This is a genomic window from Clostridium sp. (genome assembly GCF_026168755.1).
GTDB lineage: Bacteria > Bacillota > Clostridia > Clostridiales > Clostridiaceae > Clostridium.
The window spans coordinates 200,769-223,475 of record NZ_JAPFDR010000001.1 but is presented as its reverse complement, the minus strand read 5'-3'; the positions used below and the strand labels follow the sequence as shown (position 1 = coordinate 223,475).

General features: G+C 25.6%; 19 protein-coding genes and 1 CRISPR repeat array. Of the genes, 1 reads left to right on the top strand and 18 read right to left on the bottom strand.

Features of this window, described 5'->3' with window-relative positions; translation table 11 throughout:
• Nucleotide 1: 1 nt before the first annotated feature.
• Nucleotides 2–5,137: direct repeats of the CRISPR family, unit length 20 nt; unit sequence ATCTAATGTTAATGTTAATC.
• Between the two features lie 174 nt (nucleotides 5,138–5,311).
• The 11 genes from cas2 to Q0Y03_RS01070 all read right to left on the bottom strand — a co-directional run bounded on the left by cas2 (nucleotide 5,312) and on the right by Q0Y03_RS01070 (nucleotide 16,306).
• A complete protein-coding gene (gene cas2 / locus Q0Y03_RS01120; protein WP_297712022.1) occupies nucleotides 5,312–5,602 on the bottom strand; it encodes a CRISPR-associated endonuclease Cas2 in 291 nt (96 codons plus the stop codon).
• Entirely contained in the window at nucleotides 5,602–6,600 is a 999-nt protein-coding gene (cas1b, locus tag Q0Y03_RS01115; protein WP_297712021.1) for a type I-B CRISPR-associated endonuclease Cas1b, read from the bottom strand. Before cas1b ends, cas2 begins: the two co-directional genes overlap by 1 nt.
• A 9-nt stretch (nucleotides 6,601–6,609) precedes the next feature.
• The gene (locus Q0Y03_RS01110) at nucleotides 6,610–7,104 is read right to left on the bottom strand and encodes a CRISPR-associated protein Cas4 (protein ID WP_297712020.1); all 495 of its coding nucleotides are present in this window, start codon (nucleotides 7,102–7,104) and stop codon (nucleotides 6,610–6,612) included.
• Nucleotides 7,104–9,695 carry a CRISPR-associated helicase Cas3' gene (gene cas3 / locus Q0Y03_RS01105; RefSeq protein WP_297712019.1) on the bottom strand — a complete coding sequence of 864 codons (2,592 nt, stop codon included), beginning with the start codon at nucleotides 9,693–9,695 and terminating at the stop codon, nucleotides 7,104–7,106. The genes Q0Y03_RS01110 and cas3 overlap by 1 nt, the downstream gene beginning before the upstream one ends.
• A gap of 39 nt (nucleotides 9,696–9,734) precedes the next feature.
• Complete coding sequence (gene cas5b / locus Q0Y03_RS01100) at nucleotides 9,735–10,463, bottom strand: type I-B CRISPR-associated protein Cas5b (protein ID WP_297712018.1); 729 nt, start codon at nucleotides 10,461–10,463, stop codon at nucleotides 9,735–9,737.
• A gap of 3 nt (nucleotides 10,464–10,466) precedes the next feature.
• On the bottom strand, nucleotides 10,467–11,459 hold the full coding sequence (locus Q0Y03_RS01095; RefSeq protein WP_297712017.1) for a type I CRISPR-associated protein Cas7: 993 nt from the start codon (nucleotides 11,457–11,459) through the stop codon (nucleotides 10,467–10,469).
• Complete coding sequence (locus Q0Y03_RS01090; protein WP_297712016.1) at nucleotides 11,459–13,228, bottom strand: type I-B CRISPR-associated protein Cas8b/Csh1; 1,770 nt, start codon at nucleotides 13,226–13,228, stop codon at nucleotides 11,459–11,461. Before Q0Y03_RS01090 ends, Q0Y03_RS01095 begins: the two co-directional genes overlap by 1 nt.
• A 12-nt stretch (nucleotides 13,229–13,240) precedes the next feature.
• Nucleotides 13,241–13,933 (bottom strand): CRISPR-associated endoribonuclease Cas6, encoded by a 693-nt coding sequence (cas6, locus tag Q0Y03_RS01085; RefSeq protein ID WP_297712015.1) that lies wholly within the window; start codon nucleotides 13,931–13,933, stop codon nucleotides 13,241–13,243.
• A gap of 17 nt (nucleotides 13,934–13,950) precedes the next feature.
• Nucleotides 13,951–14,154 carry an HTH domain-containing protein gene (locus tag Q0Y03_RS01080; RefSeq protein WP_297712014.1) on the bottom strand — a complete coding sequence of 68 codons (204 nt, stop codon included), beginning with the start codon at nucleotides 14,152–14,154 and terminating at the stop codon, nucleotides 13,951–13,953.
• Between the two features lie 408 nt (nucleotides 14,155–14,562).
• Nucleotides 14,563–14,865 (bottom strand): hypothetical protein, encoded by a 303-nt coding sequence (locus tag Q0Y03_RS01075; protein WP_297712013.1) that lies wholly within the window; start codon nucleotides 14,863–14,865, stop codon nucleotides 14,563–14,565.
• A 70-nt stretch (nucleotides 14,866–14,935) separates the two neighbouring features.
• Nucleotides 14,936–16,306, bottom strand: coding sequence for an MATE family efflux transporter (locus Q0Y03_RS01070; RefSeq protein ID WP_297712012.1), 1,371 nt, complete (start codon nucleotides 16,304–16,306; stop codon nucleotides 14,936–14,938).
• A 165-nt stretch (nucleotides 16,307–16,471) separates the two neighbouring features.
• Between Q0Y03_RS01070 and selD the strand changes: the two genes are divergently transcribed.
• The gene (selD, locus tag Q0Y03_RS01065; protein ID WP_297712011.1) at nucleotides 16,472–17,509 is read left to right on the top strand and encodes a selenide, water dikinase SelD; all 1,038 of its coding nucleotides are present in this window, start codon (nucleotides 16,472–16,474) and stop codon (nucleotides 17,507–17,509) included.
• A 91-nt stretch (nucleotides 17,510–17,600) separates the two neighbouring features.
• Here the strand turns inward: selD and yedF are convergent, their stop codons facing one another.
• The 7 genes from yedF to glgA all read right to left on the bottom strand — a co-directional run bounded on the left by yedF (nucleotide 17,601) and on the right by glgA (nucleotide 22,602).
• Entirely contained in the window at nucleotides 17,601–18,197 is a 597-nt protein-coding gene (gene yedF / locus Q0Y03_RS01060; protein WP_297712010.1) for a sulfurtransferase-like selenium metabolism protein YedF, read from the bottom strand.
• Between the two features lie 23 nt (nucleotides 18,198–18,220).
• On the bottom strand, nucleotides 18,221–19,018 hold the full coding sequence (yqeB, locus tag Q0Y03_RS01055; protein ID WP_297712025.1) for a selenium-dependent molybdenum cofactor biosynthesis protein YqeB: 798 nt from the start codon (nucleotides 19,016–19,018) through the stop codon (nucleotides 18,221–18,223).
• Nucleotides 19,019–19,044: 26 nt separating this feature from the next.
• Nucleotides 19,045–19,791, bottom strand: coding sequence for a selenium cofactor biosynthesis protein YqeC (yqeC, locus tag Q0Y03_RS01050; RefSeq protein ID WP_297712009.1), 747 nt, complete (start codon nucleotides 19,789–19,791; stop codon nucleotides 19,045–19,047).
• 137 nt (nucleotides 19,792–19,928) lie between these two features.
• Entirely contained in the window at nucleotides 19,929–20,093 is a 165-nt protein-coding gene (locus tag Q0Y03_RS01045) for a hypothetical protein (RefSeq protein ID WP_297712008.1), read from the bottom strand.
• A 69-nt stretch (nucleotides 20,094–20,162) separates the two neighbouring features.
• Entirely contained in the window at nucleotides 20,163–20,360 is a 198-nt protein-coding gene (locus Q0Y03_RS01040) for a hypothetical protein (protein WP_195467696.1), read from the bottom strand.
• A gap of 14 nt (nucleotides 20,361–20,374) precedes the next feature.
• On the bottom strand, nucleotides 20,375–21,001 hold the full coding sequence (locus Q0Y03_RS01035; protein WP_297712007.1) for an HAD family hydrolase: 627 nt from the start codon (nucleotides 20,999–21,001) through the stop codon (nucleotides 20,375–20,377).
• Between the two features lie 152 nt (nucleotides 21,002–21,153).
• Nucleotides 21,154–22,602, bottom strand: a complete 1,449-nt coding sequence (gene glgA / locus Q0Y03_RS01030) for a glycogen synthase GlgA (RefSeq protein ID WP_297712006.1) — start codon at nucleotides 22,600–22,602, stop codon at nucleotides 21,154–21,156.
• Nucleotides 22,603–22,707: the final 105 nt, after the last annotated feature.

Below are 22,707 nucleotides of genomic sequence, written 5' to 3'. Positions count from 1 at the left end.
CATCTAATGTTAATGTTAATCATTCTTCATTTAAAAATTTTTTATTTGTATAAGGTATTTAAATACATCTAATGTTAATGTTAATCTTACATTCGAGAAAATGTTGGAATTGGAAAGAAGATAATTTAAATACATCTAATGTTAATGTTAATCAAAATAATCATTTGCAGTAGATAAAGAAGTTACAACATTTAAATACATCTAATGTTAATGTTAATCTGAAAAACATTTTAAATATAAAAAGAAAATTCCATATTTAAATACATCTAATGTTAATGTTAATCATCTTCAACATTCAATCCTAATTTAGTAAATTGGGAATTTAAATACATCTAATGTTAATGTTAATCGTGAAGCATTCCCGCAAGCAGGCATCCACATATTAATTTAAATACATCTAATGTTAATGTTAATCTTTAAGATTACGACCTAACACATCCATGAATGCATTATTTAAATACATCTAATGTTAATGTTAATCAATAAGATATGTCTATCAGAAAGAGCAATAACTGTATTTAAATACATCTAATGTTAATGTTAATCTAAGAGTATTCAGGAACAAAAAGAAGCTTTATCAGCATTTAAATACATCTAATGTTAATGTTAATCAAATGGGAAAATGATTAACACTCATGTTGGATGGATATTTAAATACATCTAATGTTAATGTTAATCACATTTATAAGTATTTACTCCGGTATCTTCAATTTCATTTAAATACATCTAATGTTAATGTTAATCTAAAATGTATAATTTAGATAATGGATATATAGATGTATTTAAATACATCTAATGTTAATGTTAATCAGATGCTCATTATGTTGTTTTAGAAGGCGCAGTTAAATTTAAATACATCTAATGTTAATGTTAATCACCTTTCAAAATCAAACAAGAACAGTATAACACTATTTAAATACATCTAATGTTAATGTTAATCTTAAATAATACAAATGAAAATATGGGGAACTTAAAATTTAAATACATCTAATGTTAATGTTAATCACAAGCCTACTTACTATACAGCTAAAGATGATTTAATTTAAATACATCTAATGTTAATGTTAATCTTCTTATGATTGGTGGTGGGATGAAACGATAGAAAGATTTAAATACATCTAATGTTAATGTTAATCAAAAGTATATTATTTAGAAAAGAAAATTAGTGATCAATTTAAATACATCTAATGTTAATGTTAATCGTAGAAGAAATTTAAAAAAACAGGAGTGATGAAAAAATTTAAATACATCTAATGTTAATGTTAATCCGAACATATAACTATTGGAGCAATTCCTTTAGAACCATTTAAATACATCTAATGTTAATGTTAATCTATAGTTTCTTCTGATTTAGAAACTATATATCTAATTTAAATACATCTAATGTTAATGTTAATCTGGATTAAATATGGGATTTAGCCTTTATAATAATTATTTAAATACATCTAATGTTAATGTTAATCTATTTCGCTTCCTTAACCACTCTTTTAATTACTGTATTTAAATACATCTAATGTTAATGTTAATCTACTGGGAAAGTTCATCACTGGGAAACTTTAGTTTCATTTAAATACATCTAATGTTAATGTTAATCTTGGATTGGCAATAAGGATATTAAGGGATTAAAAAAATTTAAATACATCTAATGTTAATGTTAATCCCCATTACTGTAACATTCAATAAAATATTTTTTATATTTAAATACATCTAATGTTAATGTTAATCCCCCAAATACCCATCCATGGATCATGTATCATTGTTATTTAAATACATCTAATGTTAATGTTAATCAACCAACATTATTTGTATAACCACTATGACACCATGATTTAAATACATCTAATGTTAATGTTAATCCTTGAATTGCACTTATAGCTACATTTTTAGCTGCTATTTAAATACATCTAATGTTAATGTTAATCTGGTTCATTTAAATAAAACATTCTCGAATTTGATTGATTTAAATACATCTAATGTTAATGTTAATCTGAAGATAAATGGATTAACTTAGATGAAAGTGAAATATTTAAATACATCTAATGTTAATGTTAATCGGAAATGACGAAATTGATAATGTTGGTGAATTTTCATTTAAATACATCTAATGTTAATGTTAATCTGCTGTTTTTGGCAAAGATGTAAGACAAGCCTTACAATTTAAATACATCTAATGTTAATGTTAATCTACATTTGGTAAAAATAAAAATGAGGTGATAAATTAATTTAAATACATCTAATGTTAATGTTAATCCAATTTTAGTAACAAGACTATAATAAGGAGATAATAATTTAAATACATCTAATGTTAATGTTAATCCAGTTATATTTTTATCAGTTTTTTCATCTACCCAATTTAAATACATCTAATGTTAATGTTAATCTTTAGCTGATTTGTATAGTATAGTTCTGGCTTCATAATTTAAATACATCTAATGTTAATGTTAATCTTAGACAGAAAATATGATGAGCAAATTAAAAATAATTTAAATACATCTAATGTTAATGTTAATCCAAAATTAAAATCATCCCACATATCATGTCCATCTATTTAAATACATCTAATGTTAATGTTAATCTCATATCACCCTTTTACTCTTTATCTTCTATCCAAATTTAAATACATCTAATGTTAATGTTAATCATTAAAGTTGCTATATCTCCAGTCTGTTTATAATAAATTTAAATACATCTAATGTTAATGTTAATCCTATTCTAGCGGGGGAAGTGTTAGGATATTAAAAGTATTTAAATACATCTAATGTTAATGTTAATCGTGCTATTGCTCCTTCATCCTCTGATTGCATTGCCTTATTTAAATACATCTAATGTTAATGTTAATCACTTGATTATGTAAGATATGCAAATTCCCAAGCGCTATTTAAATACATCTAATGTTAATGTTGATCTGCACTTGTTATCACTGGAGATATTAACATTTCATTATTTAAATACATCTAATGTTAATGTTAATCTAATAAATCATATGAAAATGCAAGAAGGAGATTATCATTTAAATACATCTAATGTTAATGTTAATCGATACAAGAATATTTTAAAGGTGAGGGGTATGATGTATTTAAATACATCTAATGTTAATGTTAATCATCGCTTTCTATATCTCCATATACATATAAATCAACATTTAAATACATCTAATGTTAATGTTAATCTTACAGGAATGGGATTTGGTGTAGAAGAACCAATTGAATTTAAATACATCTAATGTTAATGTTAATCCTTATTAACCCCATATGCTAAATCTGCACTTACACTATTTAAATACATCTAATGTTAATGTTAATCGAAATAATAGGAACTGCTGGTGAAAAATTAAGGCTATTTAAATACATCTAATGTTAATGTTAATCTTTTACAGTAGGCGAAGTTAATGTAATTGATAATAAATTTAAATACATCTAATGTTAATGTTAATCTAATACAGCTATAGTAATTGAAAATAGCATTAACAAATTTAAATACATCTAATGTTAATGTTAATCTTCCAATGGCAAGAATATAAGGGGCATATAGCTTAATTTAAATACATCTAATGTTAATGTTAATCATTTCTGTAATTGTATTCCATTGCCTTTATCCCCCTATTTAAATACATCTAATGTTAATGTTAATCAATTGTTATACTTTCAGTTGTAGAACCATTATTGTTATTTAAATACATCTAATGTTAATGTTAATCCTATTGTCCCACTTCTAACCAAATCAATATAGTTTATTTAAATACATCTAATGTTAATGTTAATCTAGGGATAAGCTAATTAAATCCATAAATACAACTCCATTTAAATACATCTAATGTTAATGTTAATCACAGGAAAGAAAACAAGAGCAGTAGATTCAGTTGTATTTAAATACATCTAATGTTAATGTTAATCAACCCCCAATAAAAGATATTGAGGGCGTGAGTTAATTTAAATACATCTAATGTTAATGTTAATCAAAGTTCAAAGAAATATTGATAATATTTCAAGTTATATTTAAATACATCTAATGTTAATGTTAATCAAATCATAACAAGCATCTCCTTCCCTACTCATATGAATTTAAATACATCTAATGTTAATGTTAATCCTTAGCTTCTTCCATAAGCCTGATACATAGAAAGCAATTTAAATACATCTAATGTTAATGTTAATCTACAGAGTTATTAGTGCAAAAGCAAAATTTATTAGCATTTAAATACATCTAATGTTAATGTTAATCTCATATTTTCTTTTTTTAAAGTAGCTTGAATATCAATTTAAATACATCTAATGTTAATGTTAATCTCACTTAAATGTGCTTTTTGTCTTTTAGGCTCTTTAATTTAAATACATCTAATGTTAATGTTAATCAAATATCACAAAGATGTTAAATGGCAACCCTACGTATTTAAATACATCTAATGTTAATGTTAATCGTTCTACCACCTTGCCATAATGCATGTCCATTTTCTATTTAAATACATCTAATGTTAATGTTAATCTATATAGCTTTGTTTGTTGCTCTAAAGTCATGTTATTTAAATACATCTAATGTTAATGTTAATCAGATTTAACACTAAAACAATTAGAAATGTTTGAGGATTTAAATACATCTAATGTTAATGTTAATCTATGGTTGATGTACAAAATCTTATCAAAGAAATTTTATTTAAATACATCTAATGTTAATGTTAATCTTGTTCACTAAAGAGGTTTAACACTTGACTATATTAATTTAAATACATCTAATGTTAATGTTAATCTTCCTAAAGCAGAAAATTTCTTATCTCTTTCTGCATTTAAATACATCTAATGTTAATGTTAATCATGTATTCTATTGATGGATTATTAGAAAAAGTTGGATTTAAATACATCTAATGTTAATGTTAATCTCAGAGGATGAAGGAGCAATAGCACAAGCATTTACATTTAAATACATCTAATGTTAATGTTAATCTCTTTTTCAGTTAGTTTTTCAGGCTTTTTATTAGAAATTTAAATACATCTAATGTTAATGTTAATCTATAAGTCAAGAGTTAGAAGGATCTATAGGGAAAATATTTAAATACATCTAATGTTAATGTTAATCCTAATTTCGCATATACTTTTAATGTTATCCCTACATCATTTAAATACATCTAATGTTAATGTTAATCCATTGCAATAAAGCCATTTTATTTTTATAACATTATTGCAACTCCTCTAAATATGCCATTCTATAATTTTTTTACCAAGTGAATTATCTCTAAAATAATACTATCACCAAATCCGTATAAAAACCAGTAATATTAACAAATTACAGAGAAATACTTATATTTTCACCTGGTAAATTAAATAATTAACTCCTCTCCCGATATTTGAGATGATACTCCTATAACCTCTTCATCAAAAACACCATCACTCATAACTTTAATTATACATATAAAATCTTCACTTTTATCAATAATCTTATTTATATCTTTTTTAAATCTAATTAATTTTGAGGGAGACATCTCTCCTCTAAATACCGATTTTTGAAAATGAGATAAATATTTTTTGCAAACTTTAAACACTTTATTTACCCTAGCTTCTTTTACATCATAAAATACAAATGCATAATTATAATTTTTCTTTCCTGCCATTACATTTTCTCCTTAATACTAAAAGGAATAAACTCCTTATCTTCCATAATATATTTTATAAGCTTATAACAATCTAATTTTATAGCTGTTCTATAGGATACTCTTCTCTTTAATTTGGGATGATTAAATACTGATTCCATTCTTTCTTCAAATGCTGTAATAAATATATTTCTTCCCTCTTCATTTAGTAAACAATAATTCACTTTCTTATCAAAATGCTTTGACACTTGAATTTTCTTATTATTAACTAAATCAAATATAGTCTTATATACTATTACAGGCTTGAACACTTCACTAATATCCAAACTCAATGAGAACCTTCCTTCAGATGGCTCATGTAAGAAACTTATTCTTTGATCAAGATGAGTTCTATATATTGCTGAAATAGTTTTAGTATAAAGCAAAGAGTTTCCAAATGAAATCATTGCATTTATAGGGTTATCTGGTGGTCTTTTTACTCTTTTATTCATAATAAAATCCTCTGGAAGAAAATTTTTAAACTCCGAATAAAATCTTTGCCAAAGCTCCCCTTCTACAGCCATCAATTCTTTAATATTGCTGCTATCTTCTACTCTTATAAAAAACTCTTTGCTAATCCAATCAATAGTTTTCTTTACTTCTTTTTTATTATGTTTATAATAATGATATAAAACTTCTTTAATATTAATTCCGATACCACTTACTATACTCTTTGCAATTACAAGTCTATCACTACTAAACTTTTCAACTTGTTTTACTAATAATTTACCACTATTATACTGATTTTTAGGATAATAACTTCCACTATATCCTTCATAATAATTAAAAAAATGAACAACAATATTATTGCTAGCTAAAAAGTCCAGTAACTTTGAATTTATACTTACTTCATTCAAACAATATATTTCTTTTGTATTTTCAACTGGAATATATATATTTTTTCCTTCTTTTCTAAAACATAATGAATTATCTTTTCTACTTAATTCTCCCATTGATGTTATATATCTTGTACTTCCCATAATTCTCCCCTAAATATAGCAATATTCATAATATGCACATTTCTTGCATTTACCTTTATTCAAAGTTTCAGGTATTTTATCATTGATAATTAATTCTTCTATTTCTTTTACATACTTATCTAGTTTAATTTCATTTTCCTCATCTAGTTCAATTATGATTATTTTTTTGTCACTTTTGTTTTTCTCTATAAATTCTAACTTTCCTTTTCTTTCTATTCCCTTACTTTTCAATACTTTTAAATAATACATCAACTGCCATGTGGCAGCCTTAACATCTGCATCTGATTTTTTTACCTCTACCAAGTATTCTGTAGTTAATTTATCTAACTTTATATTATCTATTGTTATTTCAGTGTTTTTCCCTCTTTCACTTCTCTCTTCATGTATAGCCTGACCTATTTTTACATTTTCACTATTATCCTCTAAATTTAGCCTATTACCATGAAGATAACATTGCCTTTTACAGTGAAAATAGTAATTTATTAATGTTCCATTTACCCTCACTATATAAAATCTCCTATACCAGTAATTATCTTTTCTTTATCAATTTTCTTATTTTTAAAGTATTTTTCTCCATCCTCTATATAATATAACTCTCCAATAACATCATCATAAGAAATATTTAACTCTTTTACTTCATAAATAAAATAATTCATCTTAGCTCTTATCTCAGATAGCTTAACTTCCCTTTCAGCATATTCAAATTTTTTATCCTTAAGTAATTCTATATATTTATTCCAAACCTCTACTCCATCTATTATGTTTCCAAACTCATCTTCAATTGTTCTTGCTAAGAAAACAGAAACTGTTCTTTTATCATCCTCTATTAGCCTCATTCTTTCAGAAATTTTATAAAAATCTAATCCGGCAACAATCTCCTCAAAAAATTCTTCTATACTATATTTGCTGCTAGTAGAGTTATTATATTCATTTGCTAATTCTTTCATAACTTCATTATAATAAATTGAAAAGTCTTTATTTATCAATACATCTTTAACCCACTGATTTTTAAGAGTATATCCACTCTCCGCCCTAATATCTTTCCTGTAAATACTCTTTTCATTATCTATATTAAAGAAATATACTATTCCCTCTCTTAGGCATGACCTATTTATCCTTCCCATAAACTGCTCTTCCCCATCTAATCTTGAGATATCTTTATATCCAATATCCATGTCTATATCAACACCTGCTTCTATTACTTGAGTTGAAATAAGAATAATTCCTTTTTCGCAAGATTTCTTTGACTTTATTATTTCTAACATTTTACTTCTATCTATTTGATTATCATCACCAGTAAGTAATAAAACTTCACATCCTAATTCCGTATTAATAAGTTCATCATAAACTTCATATGCTGTGCTCTTTTTAATAAATTCAACTAATATTTTCTTCTTATTATTACTATTTTCTTTAATATGATTTACTATTTCATCTCTACTTTTATCAATAAGCGAATAATCTACCTTAACCCTATCTTTAAAAAGTGGGTTTGTAAAATACTTATCTCTATTCTCTATTAAAGTAACTGTATTTCCTTTTATATTTGTTAAAATATCTAAATTAGGCAATGTTGCTGACATAATTATTATTTTTATATTCATCAACTTAGCAAATATCTTAAAAAATGATATTATTTCTGTCCAAATTTGCAGCTTATAGCTTTGTATCTCATCAAATACTATTACACTATTAGCTAATTGATGAAATGAAAATATATCTTTTTTATTTCTTCCAAACATAGAATCAAATATCCCAACATGAGTAATCAATGTCATAGGATAATTTAAAAATTGTCTATTAAGAAGTGCATAAGCATATTCCTTGTATTTTTCCATATCAGTAAATTCATCATCTGACTCAATTATATTTTTATCAACCTTTATTGGTGTAACGGAGTTTATAGTAGCAATTTTCCTTAATATCTCATCTTTATTTTCATATATCTTTTTTAAACTTTCCTTATTCTGCTCAACTAAAGTATTAAATGGATATACCCAAAATATTTTTTTCAATCCATTTTTATCTTTTATTAATTTAAAGCTTAAATTAGTTGCTATATTACTCTTTCCAGCACCTGTAGGCGCTTCTAAATAAAATATTTCTCCATTAAGATTGTTTTTCATAACATTTTCTGAATCAAGAAACATTTCTGTTCTTAAAACATTTATATTATTTTCATTTAAAAAGTTATATTTTTTACCATATTCATTTTTTTCATATGCTCTTATGCTTCTATAAATATCCGTTTCTTTATACACATCATAAAACTCATTTATATTATTTAGGTTACCAAAATTATCTATAGTTATTTCATTCATAAACTCTGATGTTGAATAAAAGTCTGCAGCTAAAATTAAAGAAAAAACTAATCTTTCATATGTATATAAATACATAGCTTTTTCACTAGTTCTATTTTTTATTTTCTTTAATACTATACTTGCTCCCTTTCTTGCATCTTCTGTTGTAATGCTAAACTCCTTCTTATACACTTCCTTATAATATTTCGCTAATACATTTATAGCTCTATATCCATCTCCATCATTTCCATCAATAACTTTAAATGAATTAATGAAAGTTTCATATGAATCTAAATCTCCATGATGTTTTGAAATTAAATATGCATTTAAAAATAAAAATTCTCTTAATCTACTTTTATTCTTTCTATCTAAGGAATCCATTCTATGCCAAAAATAATCTATATATATAACAGTTGATATAATTGAATGTTTGCTTCCTACTGATTTAAATTCATCATAATTAAATAATTTATTATCCATTTTATCTAATTGAAATCTCGGATTTATCTTTCCTATATCATGAAAGTTGACAATATTAATTAATAATTCTCTAAATATGCATTTACCCTCTTCACTTACTTCTTCTAAATACATATCTTCAAACTTCTTAAATATTTCATCAATATTTTTTTCATTACATATATTTAAGAAATATTTATTGGCTAACTCTATATGATCTATTAACTTTTCATAAACTATCTTATTATCTATTTTTTTCTTATGCGCAAAAAATCCATAATCTAAGTTAACTACTTTGCTAATATCTATTATTTGTTCTTCATTTAGATAATTCATAATATACTCCTTTAAAATTTAAGGAGGGTGTGACCCTCCCTAAAAAAACACTATATTTTTACCTTCAACGTTATAAATATCTTCAGTTCTAATCTCATCCATAAGCATATTGGTATAAATAAAACTTTCATACTCGTACATATTAGTTATTTTATTAAGAGATATAGGAAGATTTTCCCTATATTTATAGGGATAATCTACCTCCTCAATATCATCACTAACATCTAAATCTTTTAATAGTGCTAATGAATCTATAGTTTCAATATCTGCATCTGCTTTTTTACAATCATAAGTCCCTATATACTCAATATTAGCAATATGATCATTCTTCCCTAGATATGGTATAAATGTACTTTTACATTCTCTTATATATGCTTCCAACTCTTCAGCTTCAACAGAATTTACTATTACATATATATTCCACTCAGGATTTTCAAGCCATTGTTCCTTTACTATTAAATTACCACCTTGCTCTTGCGATGCATAACCAACAGAATTATTAAATACTTGAACTTTCTTGGAAAAAATCCCTCTTGATCCTTCTTTAGGCTCTATTCCAACTTTTAAATCTTTAAGTTTTTCATAAAACTCTGGAAACTCTTCATCTTTAAGCATCTGATTATAGCCTTTATATCCAAGAATAGCTCCAAACATCCCTAATAAGGCTACCTTATGAATATTAGAGTAAGTAAAATATAAATACGTATTAACATCTGGCTTTTTAAAAAATGCTGTTTCTCCCCATAGTCTAAACTTTAAAATTTTCATTATTTATACCTCTTGTCTCGTAAATATATCTAAAATCTTTGCTCCTTCAATATCTGATTCAATTGTTGTTGTATATGGATTATGGTATATCTCAATATTTTTGATTTTCTCACTTAAAGAATTTAAAAGTTTGCCACAATTAACTGATATCATATCCTTATCTTTATCTTTTCCCTTTTCAAAAGTAACATATTGAGAAAGATTAGGTATATATAGATCTTTTTCTGTTTCAACAAATAATGCAAATTCATTTTCACATCCTAACTTAGAATTTGTCGCATATGATGTAGCTGAAGCTAATGCAGCTTCTTTAAATTTGCTATAGTCCTCTTCTGTATACCCATCAGTAAATCCTAAATCTTTATAATCCTTATATGCTAATGGATTTATTGAAAATGGATAAAAATAATGAGCTTCTGTTGTTACGATTTTAGTTCCAAGTGTAGAATTTTTAGCTTCTTCTATATCCTCATCATCTTTTTTAGCTTTTTGCTTCTTTTCTAAATCCTTTGAATCTCTAAATGGAGATAATATTTGTTGTTCATCTGCTAAAATTCCATCATATTTGTTTAACCCTTGACCTATTTGCACTGCCCCTGTAATTGATATATTATTTCCTTCTTCTGCAAATGTAGCACCAAAATTCTTTACATCTATAGCATTAAATAAATTTTTATAAACTTCTGTTTGATCTTTAATTGTTTTTAAATCTTCAATGCCAAATAATAATTCATAACGTTCTTTAAGTGTTCTTGGTACTAGTGATACATCTTTAGTTTTTGATTTTTTATCTTCTTTACTTAATAAAGTCATTGACTTTATGTAAAGGACCTTTTCTCCATTTTCATCCCACATTTTTTTCATTGGATACTTTAATGCTTTATCACTTCCAAATACATCTCCATTTGAAGTAGTTTTTGGATATCCAGTAAAATCTGCATTCCAATTTGCCATCTTTGATGAAATTCCTATTACTCCATATACTCTCTTATCCATTATTTGTCTCCTCCCACACTTACTTCACTTTCTTTATTTTCATAAAATAAACTATTACTTAAAAAACCTGCTAAAATCATATCATCATTTAAATTACCATCTAATTCATACCCTAAAATCATACTATATAAATTTCTTACCCTTAAAGTATTCATTTCTTCTTTATAATTGTACCTTTTATATAATTGTTTAAGATTTTTCTTAACTAAATCATTATTTTTAGTATTTACTAAATTATTAATTAAAAATTGCGGCTTTTTATACGCCTTACTTTGTTTTATAAAATAATATGCTAATTGTCCTATTGCAAAGCAATACTCATCATCATTTTCTATGTAGACATCTTCTTTAGAATTCATCTTTATTCTTAATATATCTTTTATATCTTTAATAATAATAGCCATATCCTTTCCTCCTTCAAAATAACCTTTCAATGCCCATCTTAAATTAAACTGTTTATTTGCTTTATTAGTATTTCCTAGCTCCAATGAACCTTTTATTAAATTCATAGAAACTTTATCAAGTAATTTATTTATTCCATTATGCTCACCTTTATATAGACAATTAAATATTCCTTCCCTAGCTATTAATAGGCTTTTCTTTACATTACTATCCTTTAATGAAATATCCTTAGCTTCTGTAAAATAATTGTTTGTTAAATATTTAGAGAAAAATACTTCATTTATAAGCTTCTGTATATCATCTTTCCTTCCATATTCATCGAATTTAACCTCATCTTCATTGATTATTATATTTACATCAAGTAAATTCTTATAATCTACTTTTTTTACTAGCTCTTCTTGGTAACCTACAATTTTATCAAAAGCTATAATTTCTAACTCCTTACCCTTTTTTATTCTCATAAAATCTCCATAAAAATCATTATCAGGAGGAAGCTCACCATTTTTTCTTGCATATATTTTATCACCTATATAAATATTAACATTACCTTCTGTAGCAAAATTCATAAGATAATCAAAAAACTTTCTCTGAATTAGTACATATTCAGTATTGACTAGGTTTGGAATACTCATTTTTCTAGTCTTATTTTCTATATATGGTTTTTTTGAATTTAATCCCATGTTATCATTAGGCAATCCATATACAATATCGCCAACCTTAAAGTTATAATCATTTTTATTATATATATTAGGAATAATATATCTTTTATTTTCTCTAATATAATCTTCTATTGGATAATCAAAAAATATTTTCAAATAATTTTTTCCACTATATTCTTTTCCTAATTCAAATATATTTTCTATTATCCATTTTTTAATCTTACTTGCTTCATTGATATTTACTTCACCAATACTATCTTCTATAGATTTATATATTTCTTTTGGCTTTCCTGATTTATATTTAAGATATGGATTTATTAAATTTGAATAATACCCTTCTATAACATCAAGGCTTAACTTTTTTTCCTCACCATCTTTAGTTGGAAACTTATCTTTTTTTATAAAAAATGATAAATAATTATTACTGTGTATTATCTTTTTAGAATCTAGTGCCTTATTCATATCAATTAATTTACTATTATAATCTAATACTCTTACTCTATTTAATTCACTTTCACTATTAATAGGTTCTTTAGTCTTATTATCATATTTTATATCTATTATATTCTCATCTTTAATAATAAAATTGCCATTTTCTTCAGTTACAATTATATAAGTTCCTTCAGCTGGCATATAACTATCTAATAGTAGTCTTTCTCCCTTAGAGTCTAATTCTCTTTTGAAAACATCTATGCATTCTTTTAACAAAATTTCACCCCCTTATAACCATCTAAAGTTAACGAAACCCATTCCCCTTCCGTTATTTTCTCCGATACCGGTACCAAGTGTCATATATGCAATTCTTTGAGATACTTCATCATCTGCTATAGTTAATTGCAATTTATCTCCTAATAACTTAATATTTTTATATTCAACTGAAATAGGTTTTCTATTTTTAAATTCTATTGCTGTATAGAACTCAAAATTTTCATCAATTTTTTCTCCTGTAAATTTATTATACTTTTTTATAAGATTAATTTTTATTCTTTCTTCAAATTCTTTTAAAGACATATGCTCTCTCCAATACCCCTTATCATCTTTAATAATTAAAGGAGTTATGGAAAATATTTTCTCAATATGCTTTTTACTAATTATCTTCAAATCACATTTTAGCACTTTAATATCATTAGTAATTATATCTCTCAGCTCTCTAATTAAATATTCACATAAATCTTTATCTATAGTTCTCAATTGAAATGTATATATATTATCTTCTTTATATAATCCATCCTGTTCCATTGGATATAATCCATTAAAACAATAGAACTTATAACCAATACTATTATGGAACATAATATACCTTTGTGATTTTGAGAATGCTAAGTCAATAGCCTTAGCTATTGACTGTTGCATTTTACTTAAATATATATCATTCAGTAAGTATACTTTTATATCCAAACTATAAACATTCATTAATTTGACACCTCCATCTATATTTTACCATATTTTAGTTTTTCTGACAATACATATCCTCCATTTTTTCCTCTAATAGTTTTAATTTGTACTCCAGTATCTCTTAAACAAGAAATCTTTCTTTTTACGGTTGATTCACATATTTCAAACTTTTCACAAATCTCCTTAATAGAATGTATTTTCATGTCACTCAATAGTTTTAAAATAAGTAATTCTTTCATTATTATCCTCCTTGAAATTATTTATAAAATATTATTATTTATTACTATTGATTTTTAAATTTCATTAGTAATATAATAAAGTTATACTTATATTATATCACTAAAAGAGCTCATATAGTGCTCCTTTAAAAATTTACATCATAAATGTTACTATTAATCTAATTCAAATTTCATTTTTTATTACTATTTTTAAATACATCAACTTTTCCATTGTTTATGTTACTATTAATCAAAAGTAAATCTAATTATTTTATATAACAAATAATAATTTAAACTAATTATATATCAAACTATATCATTTATACAATACATGATATAGTTTATCTCTATATATAATTGCTATATTCATAAATTAACAATCTAATTCTAAATTACTTCCTATATAAAAGATTATTAAAGAAACCTTATTCAAAAAATATAAGTCATATTTTGAGGCTCAAAATATGATAATCCATGAGATTTAGCAACTTGAGGAATTACATCATTTAAATATTCAGCATCCTCAAAATTACATCCAATTATTACGAATCCCTTCCCCTTATTAACTTCTATATTAAAACCTTTAGAGTTTAACTCTTCATAAAATTCATCAATTAAATCTATATCACCAACAAGTGAAGTATCACCTTGGCAAATCATCTCATATAAAACTTGTGCTCCAACTGCACTACTTACACTATCACTATTCCATACTGCACAATACCAATCCATTTTTCCTCTTCCTTATATAATATTTTTAATATATACTTTGTATAATTTTATCATATAGTTAAAATCCAACTTATGCTTCCTTTAATTCAAAATCTCTTGTAACATTTCTTACCCATTTTCCACTTAAAACTCTTATTGATGCAATTATTGATTTAATAATTTCATCACTTTTTACAACAAAAAATACTGCCGCAATTGGCCATTTTAATATAAATGCAGTTAAAAATCCACATGGAATTGCCACAAGCCATAAAAATATAATATCATTTATTAGAACAAACTTAGCATCTCCACCACCTCTTAAAACTCCCATCATTAAAGTAACCCCAAAGCTTTGAAATATTACTATAATTGACATAGAACTCATAATTTGAATAGCAATATCCTTAGTTCCTTGTGATACATTATAAAAATCTACTACAATAGGTCTTATTATTAAAATTACTGCTGATGCCATAATTCCCATTAAAATACTTAGTAAACCAACAGTTCGTGAATATTCTTTGGCTTTTTCATTTTTTCCTTCTCCTATTGTATTTCCTATTATTACTGATGTAGCATTTGAAAGTCCAAATATAAACACTGTTACAAATTGAAATACAACATTACTTATACTATTTGCTGCAACTGTCTCAGTTCCAAGCCTTCCCATTATTATTGCAATCATTGTTGAACCTGTTGACCATAAAAACTCATTAAATAATACCGGTGTACAATTAGTTAAAAAGTCTTTTAGTATTAATTTGTCTACTTTAAATAAATGTTTTAATCTTAAACATATTTTATTTTCATACTTAGCCATAAAAATCATAACTACAATGAACTCAGTTATTCTTGCTATAACAGTTGCAATTGCAGCACCTTTTACTCCCAATGCTGGTATACCAAACTTACCAAATATTAGTACATAATTAAAAAATCCATTAACTATTAATGATATACTATAAACTACTAATGAAATTTTAACTGTTTTTACTGAGCGAAGCATCATTATAGTAGAATTGGTTATTGCATAAAAAATATACCCAATTGCTATTACTCTTAAATATATAATTCCTTCTTGAATAACTTTTATATCAGTAGTATAAATTTTCATAAACTGTTCTGGAATAATTATTGCAATAGCTACAAATATTACAACAATTATAATGCAAGCTCTATACATTATTGAAAGTATTTTATGTATTGTCTTTACATCACCTTTTCCCCAATATTGTGATATTAATATATTGGATCCTCCTGCTAAACCAAATATTAATATGGTTAAAATAAAGAATAAATTATTACTTATTGAAGCTGCTGATAATTGCACTTCCCCTAATGATCCAAGCATCAGTGTATCTATCATACTAACTGAAAAAGTGATTAAATTTTGAAAAGCTATTGGTAAGGCAATACTTAAAATTAACTTATAAAAACTTTTTTCTTTACTTATTAACATTATTTTCCTCCATTCTTTTTTATAAATTTTTCTCCTTTATAACCTATATCATATTTTAAATAATTTCTCTAGCATAATTATTATATCATTTACACTACTGTTTTTATCATTTTCTTATTATAATTATTAATATATAAATATTTCTAATTATGAAAGGAAATTAATATGAGTAAAACTATAAAACTAACATCTTTAACAAAAAGCTCTGGTTGTGCTGCAAAAATTGGTCCAGCTGTATTAGATTCTGTTTTAAATAATTTACCTAAATTCGAAGATTCAAATCTATTAGTAGGTTTTGACAAAAAAGATGATGCCTGTGTATATAAAATTTCTGATGATAAAGTTTCAATACAAACAGTAGATTTCTTCCCACCAATGGTTGATGATCCATATACCTTTGGACAAATCGCTGCTACAAATGCACTTAGTGACATCTATGCCATGGGGGGAGATCCTGCAGTGGCTATGAATTTATTATGCTTTCCATCATGTTTAGATCCATCATTAATGCATGATATATTATCTGGTGGTTATAGTAAAATAGCTGAAGCTGGAGCTGTTGTTGCTGGAGGACACACTATTGCCGATCCAACTCCAAAATATGGACTTTGCGTTACTGGATTTGCTCATCCAAAGGAAATCCTTACAAATAGTAATGCAAAAACTGGTGATGTTCTTGTTCTAACTAAGCCTATTGGTGTAGGAATTTTAAATACAGCTACAAAAGCAGAATTATTATCACCTGAAAAAATAAAAGAATTAACTAATGTTATGACTACATTAAATAAATATGCAAAAGATTCATTAAAGAATTTAAATGTTAATTCTTGCACTGATATAACTGGCTTTAGTTTAATTGGACATGGCTACGAAATGGCTAGTGGTAGCAATAAAACTATTGAAATATTCACCAACTCTCTTCCTATTCTTAGTGATGCATTAGAGTTCGCTAGAATGGGCATAATACCTGAAGGAATGTATAACAATTTAGAATATCTGAAAGATTTATTTGCATGTTCTATCAATATTATCCAGGAAATGAAAGATATTCTTTTAGATCCTCAAACTTCTGGAGGTCTGTTGATATCAATGCCTGAAAAAGATGCATTAGAATATGTATCTCGCATGGAATTATATAACCCTTGGACAAGAATTATTGGTGAAGTAACTGATAAAAAAGATTACTCTCTTATAATAAAATAATTGATATTAAATAAGGTCATCATAATAATTACACTATCTAATTTATTCTAGATAGCTATAACTACTATTATGATGACCTTTTCTTTACTTATTATATAGTTATTACTTTTGAAGCTTCTTTCATAGCATTAGTTATATCATACATATTACTTATTTTGCCAACTTCTAATTTTTCTTCTAATCCATAGAAATTAAGACAAGCTCCACAAACTAATAATTCTACTCCTTTATCTTGTAAAACTTTCAAATGTTCAATAGCTTGTTCATTTAATGTAGGAACTTTTACTCCACCATTCATAAATAAAATTGATTTAGGTAAATCCTCCCCTTCTGAAATAGTATAAATGAACATTTTCATTAAAGATTTCCCAAGTTCATCATTACCAGCACCTATTATTTCTTTATTAACAAATATAGTCCAATTTCCTAAGGGCTTTTTACCTTCCACTTTAGCTAATACTTCTTCACACTCTTCACAACAATTTGAAAAATTAACTTTAAAATTACCATTGTTTTCTTCAATCGTAGTTGTAAAGCCTTGGCTATTTGCTAATTTTTTTAAATTTTCAACTGCAATTTTATTATCTACTTCAATTTCAAAAAACTTTACTCCTGCATCTATTTCTTTTTTTGCCATTATAACAGGCATAGGACAATTCTTTCCTTTTGCATCTATAAATTTTTTCATGTTTACTCTCCTCGTATACCTATCTATTTTAAATTTAAATTATTATTACTCATATACATTATAGCTTCTAAAACTCCACCACCAATAGATCTAGCCTTATCTGATATAGTAAAACAATTATCCTTTTCACATCTTGGGTCAATATCTCCACTTTTCATCCCCTTAAATACTTCTATACCTTCTTGTAACATTCCTCTTACTATTCCATCCATTTCTGCTAAAACTTCTATACCATCAATATAAGCAACTATATCTCTTTTTTTAACAAAATCACCTATTGCTACCACAGGCTTTATCTTGCCGTTACTTGATGCTCTAATAATTCTTTCCTTTGTATATCCACCTATATTTCCTGGAACTCCAGTATTAGGTATTGCACTTCCTTCTTCTATTACTTTTCCTAAATAATGCCCTCTTTTAGTCTCAACAACTAAGTGACAATCTACTTTAGCTTCAAATCCTGGTCCAACTCCAATAACTATTGGTGCATCTTCAATGCTTGTACACAAATTCTTCTTAGCAATTATAGCATCTACTACAACATCTGGTCTTAATTCTTTTATAATCTCTGCATTTTCATCAATTATTATTGGAATATTACCTTCCCTTATTTCTTCATATATTTCATTAATATTATTAACTTTAACTCCCTTAATACCTTCTATTACAATTTCATTATCAAATACTGCCTGTGAAAAGGCTACTGTTCTTCTAACTGTAGTAGGCTTATGAATCTCTGTCATAACAATATCAAATCCACTTTTCTTCAATCTATAAGCTATTCCTGTAGCCAAATCACCTGCACCTTTTATAAGTACCATCATTTAAATCACCTCAAAACTTTAAATTAACTTTTATAGCTTGTAATAATAGCTTGTACATCTTTTTCTTTTAAATATTTACATATTTTTGCTGCAGAATATAGTAATTCTTCATTATCAACCTTATTAATAATAGCCCTATACTCAGCATTATTGCATCTATCTATAAATTTTTTCTGTCCACTTTCACTACTTAATAAATTTGCAATATCTTTTTCACTTATTTTATCTTCATATTTTTTTATAAGTATATTACATACATATTCTGGCCTATGACATATTTCTTTTATACTCTTACCTAATGAATCTATACCAGCAACACCAACAATCATATTTGTCTTACTTAAAATAACTGGCTCATGGTCAGCTGGTGCTTTTAAAGGTAACATTTTAGCGCCATCTGCTTCTATAAGCAAAAAATCACATAATTCAATCAAATTTATTGCAATATCTTCGCCTACAGATGAAATTTTTTCATTTCTATCTTTTATACCAACAGTAATTAAATTAGTATTTTTGAATCTTTCTTTTATTTCATTTATGTCACCTTTAAAATTAATATAATCCTTAGGCATATGCATATGTGTAGTGGTTGTAACTAATACTTTTTTTCCTAAATTACTCAATTCACTTGCTAAAGTATATATTGATGTTGTCTTTCCACCTCCACCTACAAATGAAATTATATTTTTTTCATTAATATTGATTCCTAATGACTCATATAAATATCTCTTTTGATTTATCTTATTATCTTCATAACAAAAAAACTTCATCTTAATTTCCTAACACTTAATTTATTTTTAATTTTCTAATTTAATAAAAACAAATTACTTACACTATCAAATTAGTAAATCATTTCCTTTTAATTATACTAATTTTTTCTCTTTTTATAAACATTAACATATAAAATTTAATCATCACTACAAACACACATTGAGTGTTGTAGTTCTATGTATTCTTCCTTACTTAAACTTTTTAAATATTTATCATAGTGATCTTCACTACAAAATTTACCTACTTTATTTTCATAATAATCTTTCTCTAAATTCTTTTTACAAAATAAGCATTTATTCATAAACTTATACTCCTTAAAACAAAAATAACTATTAAATATATTATATATCTAACAGTTATTTTATAAACATTACTCTTCGTATAAATTATCCTCAATAATTTTATTTGCTAAAATTCCTATATTAACTTCTCTAGTATCCATATAAACATCAATAATTCTATCTACTAAAGTAACTTCAACATATTCAATTAACTTTCCATCTTCGTCTTTATACTTAATAATATCATAAGTTATAATATCATCTTTAAGCTGCTTTTTAGTAATCATACTTTTCTCCTCGGTTATTTTACAATATTTAATAATTCTTCAAAAGATTCAATTTTCTCTTCAAACTCTTCTACATATCCAAATCCATATTTAGCATATATAAATGGAACATTAGCACCTTTTGCTGCATTTGCATCACCTTGTGTATCACCTACATAAACTGGATTTTTCAAATTATTTCTTTCAACTACTAATTTAATATTTTCTGCTTTAGGTAAACCAGTTCTACCTGGACATTCGTAATCAATAAAATATTTATCCAATCCATGAGAATTAAAAAAGCTTTCTATATATCCATCTTGACAATTGCTTACTATAAACAATTTATAATCATTAGCTAATTTCTCTAATGTCTCTTCTAATTTATCATATAATGTTGCCCCATGCTCTCTTAAATATTCATTTTCATACTGACAACATTCCTTTATTATTTTCATTTGCATTTCTTCATCTAAGTCTGGAAGTAAAATTCTAGCTATCTCATCTAATAATTTTCCCATGCAAGGTTTTAAATCCTCTACTGTTACTTCTTTTCTACTTAAATTATATTTAGCAATTATAGCACTCCATGTTTTTGCAACTTCTACTGTAGAATCCCATAATGTACCATCTAAATCAAATATTATACTATCAAACTTCATACTTACCTCCTAAACTTCACTGTACTATTACTTATTATATCATCATCTTCTAAATTTGTATCATAATTTTATTTTTACGTAACATATTTCAACTTTGCTTAATAAAATAAAGTCACAATATACCTTTTTATATACTGTGACTTATTTATATATTAATCCATTAATTTTCTATATAATCTAGAATATTCTTCTGCTGAGCTTTTCCATGAAAAATCTTTATTCATTCCTCTAAATGCTATTCCATTCCATTTATCTCTTTCATCAAAATATATTTGTTTTGCATAATTTATTATATTAAGCATTTCATGAGCATTGTAATTTTCAAAAGAAAATCCTGTTCCGCTATCTGAATATATATTATATGGTTCTACAGTATCTCTTAGTCCACCAGTTTCTCTTACAATAGGAACAGTTCCATACCTTAAAGCTATTAATTGAGTTAATCCACAAGGTTCAAATCTTGATGGCACAAGCATAGCATCTGCTGCTGCATATATTTTATGAGCTCTCTTATTAGAAAAGTATATGTTTCCTGACACCTTCCCCTTTAATTTCCACTCATAATATCTAAACATATTTTCATATTCTTCATCACCAGTTCCTATTACAACCAATTGTGTATAATCATCAATAATTTCTTCTAAAACATGTCCTATTAAATCTAATCCTTTTTGATCTGTTAATCTTGATATTACTCCTATCATGAATTTACATTCACTTTCTTCTAAACCTAACTCTCTTTGTAATTTCACTTTATTTATAGCTTTATTTTCAATAAAACTATATGAATTATACTGACTAAAAATTTTATTATCAGTTTCAGGATTATATTCATTATAATCTATACCATTTAAGATTCCAAATAGTGCTCCACTCTTCTCTCTTACGACTCCATCTAACCCCTCTCCATAGTATTCACTTTGTATTTCATCTTTATAACTATTACTTACTGTAGTAATATAATTAGAATATACTAATCCACCTTTTAACATATTAGCATCTCTCTTATATTCCATATCTGTTGATCTAAATACATAATCCGGGAATCCTGTAATTTTCTTAAGTGTTTCAATATCCCAAATTCCTTGGAATTTTAAATTGTGAATTGTCATAATAGTACGTATGTTGTCATAGAAAGGATTATCTCTAAAGATAGTATTAAGATAAACTGGTAATACTCCAGTTTGCCAATCATGGCAATGTATTATATCTGGATTAAAATTTATAGTAGGTAAAATTGATAATACTGCTTTACTAAAAAAGCAAAATTTTTCTATGTCAAATTTAGTATCACCATAAGGTGAATTTCCTCCAAAATAATGTTCATTATCTATAAAGTAAAATGTTATTCCATCATATTGAGTAGTCATTATTCCAACATACTCATTGCTATTAATTTCTCCAAAGTTCATATGAAAATGTGTTATATACTTAAACTGTCTTCTATATTGCCAAGGAATACATGTATAATTAGGTATTACTACCCTTACATCAAATTCTTCTTTTGGAAATGACTTAGGAAGTGATCCTACAACATCTGCAAGTCCACCAGTCTTTATAAAGGGTACACTTTCAGATGCTACAAATAGTATATTTCTCATATTTTATTTCCCCCGCCTTTGATTATATCTTTTACTCTGATTATAATATAATAGTTTTTTATTAAATATGCATCATTCACTTTATTTTCCAATGTAATTTTAACA

Excerpts from the sequence above, each read along its gene's own strand:
- cas5b (WP_297712018.1), bottom strand. The coding sequence starts at position 10,463 with ATGAAAATTTTAAAGTTTAGACTATGGGGAGAAACAGCATTTTTTAAA.
- Q0Y03_RS01070 (WP_297712012.1), bottom strand. The coding sequence starts at position 16,306 with ATGTTAATAAGTAAAGAAAAAAGTTTTTATAAGTTAATTTTAAGTATT.
- selD (WP_297712011.1), top strand. The coding sequence starts at position 16,472 with ATGAGTAAAACTATAAAACTAACATCTTTAACAAAAAGCTCTGGTTGT.
- Q0Y03_RS01045 (WP_297712008.1), bottom strand. The coding sequence starts at position 20,093 with ATGAATAAATGCTTATTTTGTAAAAAGAATTTAGAGAAAGATTATTAT.
- yqeB (WP_297712025.1), bottom strand. The coding sequence starts at position 19,018 with ATGGTACTTATAAAAGGTGCAGGTGATTTGGCTACAGGAATAGCTTAT.
- glgA (WP_297712006.1), bottom strand. The coding sequence starts at position 22,602 with ATGAGAAATATACTATTTGTAGCATCTGAAAGTGTACCCTTTATAAAG.
- Q0Y03_RS01095 (WP_297712017.1), bottom strand. The coding sequence starts at position 11,459 with ATGGATAAGAGAGTATATGGAGTAATAGGAATTTCATCAAAGATGGCA.
- cas1b (WP_297712021.1), bottom strand. The coding sequence starts at position 6,600 with ATGGGAAGTACAAGATATATAACATCAATGGGAGAATTAAGTAGAAAA.
- Q0Y03_RS01080 (WP_297712014.1), bottom strand. The coding sequence starts at position 14,154 with ATGAAAGAATTACTTATTTTAAAACTATTGAGTGACATGAAAATACAT.
- cas6 (WP_297712015.1), bottom strand. The coding sequence starts at position 13,933 with ATGAATGTTTATAGTTTGGATATAAAAGTATACTTACTGAATGATATA.
- cas3 (WP_297712019.1), bottom strand. The coding sequence starts at position 9,695 with ATGAATTATCTAAATGAAGAACAAATAATAGATATTAGCAAAGTAGTT.
- Q0Y03_RS01035 (WP_297712007.1), bottom strand. The coding sequence starts at position 21,001 with ATGAAGTTTGATAGTATAATATTTGATTTAGATGGTACATTATGGGAT.
- Q0Y03_RS01075 (WP_297712013.1), bottom strand. The coding sequence starts at position 14,865 with ATGGATTGGTATTGTGCAGTATGGAATAGTGATAGTGTAAGTAGTGCA.
- cas2 (WP_297712022.1), bottom strand. The coding sequence starts at position 5,602 with ATGGCAGGAAAGAAAAATTATAATTATGCATTTGTATTTTATGATGTA.
- Q0Y03_RS01040 (WP_195467696.1), bottom strand. The coding sequence starts at position 20,360 with ATGATTACTAAAAAGCAGCTTAAAGATGATATTATAACTTATGATATT.
- yedF (WP_297712010.1), bottom strand. The coding sequence starts at position 18,197 with ATGAAAAAATTTATAGATGCAAAAGGAAAGAATTGTCCTATGCCTGTT.
- yqeC (WP_297712009.1), bottom strand. The coding sequence starts at position 19,791 with ATGAAGTTTTTTTGTTATGAAGATAATAAGATAAATCAAAAGAGATAT.